This window comes from Schaedlerella sp. (genome assembly GCF_056796775.1).
In genome coordinates, this window is sequence record NZ_JBQIKP010000017.1 from 60,691 (window position 1) to 70,524 (window position 9,834).

At 47.7% G+C, this 9,834-nt stretch carries 9 protein-coding genes and 1 pseudogene; 9 read left to right on the forward strand and 1 reads right to left on the reverse strand.

The genetic code is table 11. The annotated features are described in order from the left end of the window. Positions 1-131 precede the first annotated feature (131 nt). Positions 132-530, forward strand: coding sequence for a DUF6483 family protein (locus tag ACTOY7_RS09910; protein WP_482670598.1), 399 nt, complete (start codon positions 132-134; stop codon positions 528-530). Between the two features lie 139 nt (positions 531-669). Here ACTOY7_RS09910 and gnpA read toward each other — a convergent pair whose 3' ends face one another. Then, on the reverse strand, positions 670-2,868 hold the full coding sequence (gene gnpA / locus ACTOY7_RS09915; RefSeq protein ID WP_482670597.1) for a 1,3-beta-galactosyl-N-acetylhexosamine phosphorylase: 2,199 nt from the start codon (positions 2,866-2,868) through the stop codon (positions 670-672). 671 nt (positions 2,869-3,539) lie between these two features. On the opposite strand from gnpA, the gene ACTOY7_RS09920 reads away from it, so the two are divergent. The 8 genes and pseudogenes from ACTOY7_RS09920 (at position 3,540) to ACTOY7_RS09955 (ending at position 9,742) form a co-directional block, all read left to right on the forward strand. Next, positions 3,540-4,853, forward strand: coding sequence for an RNA-binding domain-containing protein (locus ACTOY7_RS09920; RefSeq protein WP_160280555.1), 1,314 nt, complete (start codon positions 3,540-3,542; stop codon positions 4,851-4,853). A 465-nt stretch (positions 4,854-5,318) separates the two neighbouring features. Beyond that, positions 5,319-6,080: a type I 3-dehydroquinate dehydratase gene (gene aroD, locus ACTOY7_RS09925; protein WP_482672153.1), complete on the forward strand. Its 762-nt coding sequence runs from the start codon at positions 5,319-5,321 to the stop codon at positions 6,078-6,080. Between the two features lie 119 nt (positions 6,081-6,199). Further along, positions 6,200-6,673, forward strand: coding sequence for an adenine deaminase C-terminal domain-containing protein (locus tag ACTOY7_RS09930; RefSeq protein WP_482672154.1), 474 nt, complete (start codon positions 6,200-6,202; stop codon positions 6,671-6,673). Positions 6,674-6,721: 48 nt separating this feature from the next. Next, positions 6,722-6,913 (forward strand): annotated as a pseudogene (locus tag ACTOY7_RS09935) (TnpV protein); the annotation flags it as partial. 142 nt (positions 6,914-7,055) lie between these two features. Then, on the forward strand, positions 7,056-7,643 hold the full coding sequence (locus ACTOY7_RS09940; protein ID WP_160280632.1) for a TetR/AcrR family transcriptional regulator: 588 nt from the start codon (positions 7,056-7,058) through the stop codon (positions 7,641-7,643). A gap of 82 nt (positions 7,644-7,725) precedes the next feature. After that, a complete protein-coding gene (locus tag ACTOY7_RS09945) occupies positions 7,726-8,571 on the forward strand; it encodes an ABC transporter ATP-binding protein (protein ID WP_160280553.1) in 846 nt (281 codons plus the stop codon). Beyond that, on the forward strand, positions 8,568-9,248 hold the full coding sequence (locus ACTOY7_RS09950; protein WP_482672155.1) for a fluoroquinolone export ABC transporter permease subunit: 681 nt from the start codon (positions 8,568-8,570) through the stop codon (positions 9,246-9,248). The genes ACTOY7_RS09945 and ACTOY7_RS09950 overlap by 4 nt, the downstream gene beginning before the upstream one ends. Further along, positions 9,245-9,742, forward strand: coding sequence for an Rv2686c family ABC transporter permease subunit (locus ACTOY7_RS09955; protein WP_482672156.1), 498 nt, complete (start codon positions 9,245-9,247; stop codon positions 9,740-9,742). Before ACTOY7_RS09950 ends, ACTOY7_RS09955 begins: the two co-directional genes overlap by 4 nt. Positions 9,743-9,834 lie beyond the last annotated feature (92 nt).

Consider the following 9,834-nt stretch of genomic DNA (forward strand, 5'->3'; position numbering starts at 1 on the left):
TTCCTGTGATCGTGCGTGAAGTATTCCAGAACTTTTCGCTTTAACAGGTTAAATGCAAAATTTATGTTTACGGAATATTTTCAGGATAGTATAATGGAGCGCATACAGAGATAAATTCAGGAGGTTCGTAAATGCTGTACGAGGATGAAAAGGATTATATCATGCGGATGATCAAGGAAATGGCTCGGGTGCTTTTTTCGCTGATGCTGGGGAAGCAGTATACGCAGGTGGAGCTGCCCGGGGAGAATCGGTTCTCGGTATCCGGAAAGAACCTGGGTGACCTGAAAGAGATGGCGGATCGGGGGAAGATCAATGAGGCTGAGAACCTGCTGCTGGAAAATCTGGATTATGAGAATAAGGAAGAAGTGGCGGCGGCAGTCCTTTTTTATGAATATGTGGGCCAGATGGAGGAAAGCTTTTTGAAGGAGAACGGGTATTCCCTGGAGGAGGTGTACGATGGGCTGATGCAGATTGCCAGGAACAGCGGGTATGGGGAGCTGGTTCCGGGAAGCCTGCCGGAAACAGAGTGATGGGGCTGCCGGAAAATCGTTCCAGCAGTCCCAGTGTATCGGCCATTTCCCAGGGTATGCCCAAGGGCATCCCATTATGGCCATCCGGCCGCTTCACAAGGTATGCCCAAGGGCATCCCATTATGGCTATCCGGCCGCTTCACAAGGTATACCATACAATCTGATTCGCTTCCAGCTCCAGCTCAAAGCTGCTTCCATCCCCCAAATACACGGTCGTGTTCTGGGGTTCGTAGGTATTGTTCACCACGCAGTATTTTCCATTTTCAGGATAGGCATGGACCTCCACGTTGTAGTTCGTGGAAAACCATCGGCGCAGATTCGCTTCGTCTCCGGTGCTCCACAGGACCGCCCGGTAGAAGAGGCGGCTGTTCTCGAAGCTGTAGGGCAGTCCGGTGATGTAGACGGCGCGGCCCTTTCCGAAGGTGTTGACCGCAAGCTGCACTTCCTTTTCTCGTTCTACCAGCACCTGGGCGCCTTCCAGCGCATAGATATTTTTCTTGCTTTCTCCGAAGTCAATTTCATCTGACGCGTCCTCGGTGATAAAATGGCTGCCGCACTCCCAGTTGTATTTGTCGTAGCCCAGAGTGAAGCCGCGTTCCTCCTCTACGCCGAACACGTTGGCGAGCTGGAAGAAATGGCCGTTTGCCTGGTGGGCGGTGGGTTCGCCGATTCCGATAATACCGCCGCCGTTGTAGACAAACTGCTTGACCGCGGAGGATATGTCCGGGTCGCACCACCATTCCCCGCCGGTATGGGCCGTGTCGGCATCCCCCACGTTGACGAGCGCGTCGATACCTTTCAGGATATCCGGATTCTCCTTGATGTCGTCAAAGCTGATGAAACGCACGTCAAAAGGAGCTCCGGAGAGGGCCTCAATGACTCCCGCATAGGAATAATTCTGTTTGAAATACAGGGCATGGTGTACCATGTGGCATCCCCAGGCACGCATTTTTCCCCAGCAGTTCAGGACGGCGACACGCTTGACGCAGTAGGGCACGCAGCCTTTTACGTTGTCATAGAGCTCGCGGAATTCATTGCAGACGGACTCCACATAGTTTACAAATTCCGGGAAATCCAGCGTTAGCTTCAGGTATCCGCCGTACCCGATCCGGTCTACGGGCTTTCGCAGGATGGCGCGGCGGGCAGTCACCCAGTTGACCTTGGCCTCCTTCACGGGATCTCCGCCTTCGTGGAAGGTATCCGGGAAGAAATAGGGCAGCAGGCGGGCCTCCGTATAGGAAACGCCTTCGATGTCGCTGATCAGCCGCAGGGTGGAGCCATTTCCCACGCTTCCCACAACCGCGTCCAGCCCCAGCTTTTCAAATCCCTCCAGGAACGGTTCGGTGCCGATCCAATGGTCCCCTAAGAACATCATGGCTTCCTTGCCGTATTCATGGGTAATGTCTGTCATTTCTTTTACGATCTTCGCCACTTCCCTGCGCTGGAATGCCTGGAAATCCCGAAATTCTTTGGAGGGGATGCGGTACTGGTTGTTGTAATAGCCCTGATCAATGATGTATTCGGGGCGGAAGGGGTAGCCGGCTTCCCGCTCGAACTGCTCCAGGATATAGGGGCTGACGGATGCGGAATAGCCGTACCAGTCCACGTATTTTTCACGGGCCAGCTCATCGAATACGAGGGTGAACTGGTGGAAAAATGTGGTGAAGCGGAGTACATTTACATAGGGGTGGTCCTGGATGAACCTGCGCAGGCGCTCCATAGTAAATGCGTGGGTCTTGGGCTGGCGTACGTCGAAGGTGATCTGGTGCTCCACGTCCTTCCAGTCGTTGACCACCGCGTTGTACATATGAACCGGATCCCACATGATGTAGGCCAGGAAGCTGACCGTATAATCGTGAAATGGGACGGTTCGGATGACCACCTCTCCGGTACTCTCGTCATAGTGCCAGCCGGATGCGGGAACCGCCTCTCCGCTGCTCTCGCCGCAGTGCCGGCCGGATGGGGGGACGACCTTACCGGTGCTCCGGTCGATGACCTCCCACCAGCGGGTGATGTCGTCCCGGGTGTTGGGGGTCAGCATGTCTCTGTACAGACCCTTCATCAGAGGGATGCGCAGAGAATCCGCCGATGCGGTGTAAATGGGGGTCATAAGGTACATCTGCTGGATCTCGTCGGGGTTGGCTTTGGCCCAGGCGTTGTCCTTGCGGGTGGTGTAGTAGGTGGAGTAGACTTTGAGCCCCGCGTCTTTTAACTCCACGGGGAAATCGGTCCCGTCGCAGTCCCGGACCGCGTCGGCGCCCCATTGCTCGGACAGGCGTATGGTATCTTCGATGATATCCATGTCTGTGGGTATGGTTACACGTCCTCTCGTATTCATGTGTAAATTCCTCCGATCTTAAAAATATATTGGATATAGATCATGCTGCCCGTCCGGTCTGACTGTTGATGAGACCGGGAACGGGACGGCTTTCGTGATGGTGTAAGTATATCATAATGGAGGGGGAAAGTCTATTCTGAGAGAGGGCATGAATTCGAATGAACTGCTATATGGTTACAGGTCACACTTTGACCAGGCGTGCCCTGTAACTCAGGCCGTCATTTTAAATTGCCTACGGCAATGGACGGCCTGAATACCAGCTCTTATGTGCATCCTCCCAACCAATCAGCGTGGTGATTGGTCGGGGTGTGACATGTAACGCTATATGTTACTGTTCACGGTGCCTTGCACTCTGCCGCAAGGCACCCGTCCAGTAAAATAGCGGCTGCTACCTCCTCGTGCCGGTTTGGGTATAGGTGACCATAAGTGTTATTAATCATTTCCACGGTATCGCCAATCCGCTCCGCAATGAGCATTGCCGGGAATCCCATGTCAATTAATAGCGACACGTGAGAATGCCGTTACGGTATAATAACGACAAACGGAAAAAGCTGAGTATTATTCCGTTTCCTATTGCATTTTTAATTTATTCTACTCATTCCAACAAAATGATTGACAAGAATGAGTAGAATGGGTAGAATGTGGGTAGAATAAAATTAGGAGGCAGTCAAGTGATTTTTCAGGAAAGCGAAACGGTTGAACTAAAAGCAATTGTAGTGGACGATATAAAAAAAGAAGTCATTGCTTTTGCAAACTGTGAGGGAGGAAAACTGTATATAGGCGTTCAGGACGACGGAACCGTGTCAGGACTGGATAACCCAGATGAAACTTCTTTGCAAATCAGCAATATGGTTCGAGATGCAATTAAACCGGATCTGACGATGTTTCTTCATTATGAAACAGTAACGGTAGATGGAAAGAAAATCGTTACTGTTGATATTCAGCAGGGAACAGAGCGACCATATTATATAGCCAAAAAGGGCTTGCGTCCTGAAGGCGTTTATGTCCGTCAAGGTTATTCTTCTGTTCCGGCTACAAACACTGCGATCCGTCGCATGATTAAGGAAACTGACGGAGATCATTTTGAAGAAATGCGGTCTTTGGAACAAAATTTAACCTTCGAAAGTGCAAAAAAAGTATTTGCTGAACGAAATGTCAAGTTTGGTCTCACACAAATGAAAACATTGGGAATGGTAACACAGGATGGTGTCTATACAAACTTGGGGTTACTGCTTTCGGATCAGTGTGTGCATACAATTAAAGCCGCTGTTTTTCAAGGTACAACGCAGAGTGAATTTAAGGATCGGCGAGAATTCTCCGGCTCCCTCTTTCGGCAGATGGATGAAGCATATGATTTTATTGATTTCCGTAATCAGACACACTCAACCTTTGATAAGTTATATCGTATTGACAGACGGGATTATCCGGAAACAGCAGTCAGGGAAGCTCTTTTGAATCTTCTTGTGCATCGTGAATATTCATTCCGCGCCAGTACTTTCATCAGCCTTTATGCAGACAGACTTGAATTTACCTCTATTGGCGGTCTGGTAAGCGGCGTGTCCTTAAAAGATGTAACAATGGGTATTTCCGTCTGTCGGAACTTCAAACTGGCAAATGTATTTTACCGTTTAGAATTGATAGAAGCCTATGGAACCGGAATTATAAAAATCATGGAGGCGTATGAGGGAACCGGAATGACACCGCATATTGAAACATCTGATAATGCATTTAAAATTATTCTCCCTAATCTGAATGCAATGCCTGAACCCGCAAGGCAAATGCAAGTAAATCCAGAGAAAAGCACACCAGAAGAAAAAGTGATTGTTCTGACAAAGCAACGGGGGGTTATTACAAGAAAAGAAATAGAAATACTGCTTGGTATAGGTCAGTCATCATGCGGACGGCTGCTAAAAAAACTGATTGAAAACGGTCTGCTTATCCAAGAAGGAAAGGGCAAGAATACCCATTATTGCCTTCCGCAATAAAAAAATAATTCCAACCGCACAGTTTGAAATATGGCAGCACACGGCTCTCCATATAGTGCGTTATGGAGTGGATTGCGGACTCTTTCAGCCGTGAGCGGATATCATCTCAATGCCACCGGTTCCAACCCTCTGCTCCCGCCGATCAAGGGTTACAGGCCACACCTTCACCAGGCGTGCCCTGTAACTCAGGCCGTCATTTTAAATTGCCTGCGGCAATGGACGGCCTGAATCCCAGCTTTTATGTGCATCCTCCTGACCAATCAGCGTAGTGATTGGTCAGTGTGTGACATGTAACGATCAAGGGTCTGCTATTTTTGGACAGTTCCTTAAGATTTGACATTATCTGTTGGGGCTGGTATTGTTATACTGAGTTTTAGGTGTGAAATAAGAATTACTGCCTGTACGGCCGGAACTTTTCTGGGGGGATTGTTCCGGCTTGTCCGGCAGGACGAGGAGGAAATACAGATGAACGCGGTGGTAGTAAGAAATGTAAAGATAGGGGAGGGAATCCCGAAGATTTGTGTGCCCATCGTAGGCGTTACAAAGGAAGAGATCATCCAGGAGGCAAAGTCATTGGATACGATTCCGGTGGATGTGGTGGAGTGGCGCGCGGACTGGTTTGAGCATGTATTGGATCTGCAACAGGTGAAGGCGGTGCTCTCAGAGCTGAGGGCGGCCCTGAAAGAAATCCCTCTGCTGTTTACCTTCCGGACTTCGAAGGAAGGCGGGGAAAAGGCCATCGAGCCGGAGACTTATGCCGCACTCAACAAGGCCGCGGCAGAGAGCGGTGATGTGGATCTGGTGGATGTGGAGGCATTTACAGGAGACGAGGTGGTCCGGGAGATCATCGAAGCCGCACATGAGGCCGGTGCCAAGGTGGTGGGCTCCAACCATGATTTCCACAAGACTCCGTCCCAGGAGGAGATCGTGAGCCGATTGCGGAAGATGCAGGAGCTTGGCGCGGACATCCCGAAGATTGCGGTCATGCCGCAGAATAAGAGGGATGTGCTGACACTTCTCCTTGCGACGGAGGAAATGACCCGGGAATATGCGGACCGCCCGATCATCACCATGTCAATGGCAGGAACCGGTGTGATCAGCAGATTGTGTGGGGAGGTGTTCGGCTCCGCGCTGACCTTCGGCGCGGCGAAGAAGGCTTCCGCTCCGGGACAGATGGAAGTCCATGATCTGGAAACGGTGCTGGGGCTGCTGCATAAGAGCCTGTGAGAGAGTTTGCGGAAAGGGGAGCATCCAACCGCATAGCTTTTTTATCGAGGCAAGGCTTTCAGCACTTCTGCTGCGCAATCCGGATAAAATCCCGGGCATAGGCCGGAAGATAAGCGCCGTTGCGGCATGTCAGCGGATGTCTGTTGGCCATGGTTCTGGAGCGTCACGGCAAGAACGGGAATATCGGGTATGGATTTATCACAGGCTCTTGCCTGAAAACCGGTACCGTAGCTACAACATATTTCCACGATCACCATAATCTTTTCGTCGCGGGAGATGACCCGGAGGATATGCTGTTTGCCGTGAGGCGGATTCAGACGCTGCAGGGCGGATTCTTGACGGTGAAGAACAGGAAGGTTCTTGCTGAGCTGGCACTGCCGGTATGCGGGATTCTTTCCGAACGGGGAATCCAGGATACGGCGCTGGATCTGAAAGCCGTCCGTGAAAGCTTAGAGGAGCTTGGATATCGGCACTCCAGCCCGGTGATGTCCCTTGGCACGCTGGGCCTGCCGGTGAGCCCGGCGCTGAAATTGACGGACAAGGGGCTTGTGGATGTGAAACGAAGTGTGATCGTGCCGTTGATCTCAGGCTGAATGAAATACATAGAAATGCATTGACAAATGAATGAAACCAGATAAGGAGAAAACTCAAAAATAGGCACATGGGGACAGCAGCATCTGGACTATCTGAAGCAGTACCGCAAGGTTACATACACCAATCTTCTTACAAGCGGCAAGCTGAATACATACCTTGCCGACATCAACAGGCAAGCACAGGAACGCTTTGAAAGGCTCATAGAGGGCTTGAAACAGGCACAGGGCATAACGGAACAGCATATTTTGCCTTTCGGAGGGCAAAATATGCTGTTATTTCTCATAAACGATTTATACTTCTATGAAATAGAATATTGACAGAGTTCTAAAAGCTGTATATAATGACTGTATAAGCAGAATTAGTCAAATGGGAGGCGTTAAAGTGCCGAAGAGCTATTCAGAGCAGGAACGGGAATATATCAGAAAACGATTGAAAGAAGAAGCGGCAAAATGCCTTGCAAGGTATGGCGTCCGCCGCACGACAGTCGATGAAATCGTGAAACGGGTTAATATTCCAAAAGGAACTTTCTATCTCTTTTATAAATCAAAAGAATTACTTTTGTTTGAAGTTATTCAAGAACAGCAGGAAACTGTCAACCGCAAGCTGTATCAGACCATTTCTGGCATTGCCAGTACAGAGTTGTCAGCGGAAAAGCTGACTGATGTGATATTTGAGTTCTATAAAATGACAGAGGAAATGCTGATTTTGAAATTGATAGATGTTAATGAAGTGGAATTGCTTGTGCGTAAGCTGCCACGGGAAATTGTGGAGGAGCATTTTCAGGACGATACAGATACGATTGAAAAAATGCTCGCCCTATTTCCTGTGAAAAAAGAAGTAGACATAAAAGTTCTTAGTGCCGCATTCCACGCAATCTATTTTGCGACTCTGCATAAGGCTGAGATTGGTGAACAGTATGATGAAGCGTTGTATTCCTTGATTTATGGTATTGTGACACAAATTATTTAAAGAGTCTGGCAACCAGCCAGACTTAAAACAGCCTTTAAATTGACTATACAGAGCGATTGAGTCAAACGGTATGGAGGTAGATATGATTACAGTAGAAAATCTTTCGTTTAGTTACACGAAAAGCCCATTTATTTCTGGTATGAGTTTTTCTGTTCCAGAGGGTGAAATTTTGGGATTTTTAGGACCATCTGGGGCAGGCAAAAGCACATTGCAGAAAATCTTGATTGGAATGTTGAGAACATATCAAGGCTCCTGTCTGGTAAATGGCATTGAGTGTAAAAATCGTACAAAGAATTTTTATGAGAATATAGGGGTTGATTTTGAATTTTCAACAATGTATGAAAAGCTGACGGCAAGAGAGAACTTGCAGTTTTTCTCATCATTATACGAAAAAAAGCCACGCCCGATAGATGAACTTTTGGAAACGGTAGGTTTGGAGCAGGATGCAGATAAACGTGTAGCCGATTATTCAAAGGGCATGAAATCCCGCTTAAACTTTATAAAAGCATTGCTGCATGACCCTGTCCTGCTCTGCCTTGACGAACCGACCAGCGGGCTTGACCCCGCAAACAGCCGTATGATGAAAAATATGATTTTAGAGGAAAAGGCAAAAGGGAAAACCATTCTTTTGACGACGCATAATATGCAGGACGCAGCCGAGCTTTGCGACAGGGTGGCATTTATCGTAAACGGCAAAATATGCGCTCTTGACAGCCCGCGCAATCTGATTATGTCAAAAGGAGCGGCAACCGTAACTTATACATGGGTTGAGAATGGGGAGCATAGAGCAAGCTGCCCTTTGGAACAAATATCTTCTGATGAGCGTCTGAAAAATCTGATAGCCCAAAACCGTCTGCAATCCATTCACAGCAGTGAGCCAACCTTAAATGATATTTTTATGGATGTTACGGGGAGGACGCTGTTATGAGGTTGAAAAAGCTGTTTTTATTGGATATGCGCTTTCAAGCGAAATATGGCTTTTACTTTTTATATGCAGTGTTGACTGTAATCTATATAGCAGTGCTTTTTGCGCTTCCCGAAAACTGGAAAGAAAAAGCAGCCGCAATTTTAATCTTTTCTGACCCCGCGTCAATGGGGCTGTTCTTTATGGGAGCGATTGTCCTTTTGGAAAAGAGCCAGCATACAACCTGTGCATTGGCAGTTTCTCCTGTCCATGCTACGGAATATGTGATTGCTAAAGTCAGTTCATTGTCAGCCATTTCACTTGTTGTAGCAGCTATTTTAGCATTAGCCGCAGATGCGGATAATTTGCGCATTGTGCTTTTTGGTACGTTTATATCCAATGTGATATTTACATTATTTGGAATAATCGTTGCAACAAAAATTGCAAGCCTTAATCAGTTTATATTATGGACTGTGCCAATCGAAGCCGTTTGCTTTGTTCCTGCAATTTTGCATTTATTTAAAATTACTCCTGCATGGTGCGGGTATTATCCTGTCAATGTTTGTATGGATATGGTTTTGGGGCATTCTTCGTCCGCAATAGGTTTTTGGGGCGTGGTGGCAACGACGGTAATCCTATTTGTGCTTTCAAGATTTTGTGTCTTGAAAATGTGGGATAGCATGGGAGGTGTAAAGCTATGAAAGCAATTAGATTGAGCTTTTTCCAAATGGCGGCAGCTATGCGGCGGGACATGATGCTGTTTATATCTTGTTTTTCGCCAATCCTTGCAGGCTTTTTCTTTCGGTTTTCCATACCTTTCATAGAATCTGCTTTGACAAACAGTTTTCATATAGCGGCAATTATTTCTCCCTATTACAAGTTGGTTGACATCCTGTTTGCAATGCTGTCATCCACTATGTTCTGCTTTGTTTCAGCAATGATTTCTTTAGAGGAAAGGGATGAAAAGACAGCCGTCTATTTATTCATTACGCCTTTAAGAAAAACAGGTTACATAGTCGCGCGGTTTGGCGTGCCTTCTGCTATTGCATTTCTTGCGACTATTATTCTGTTGCCTGCTTTTAAACTGACGCCTCTTTCTCCGCTTACCATTTTATTGCTTGCGACGGGAGGAACCTTGCAGGGCATAATTGTTGCATTGCTTGTACTGACGATTTCATCAAACAAGCTAGTGTAGCGTCTCAATCATTTTTTTAGTAATAAACTAATTTTTGTGGTGTTCCCTGCATCAATCATGCTTCATACAGGGAGCACCGGATAGTTCAAAAG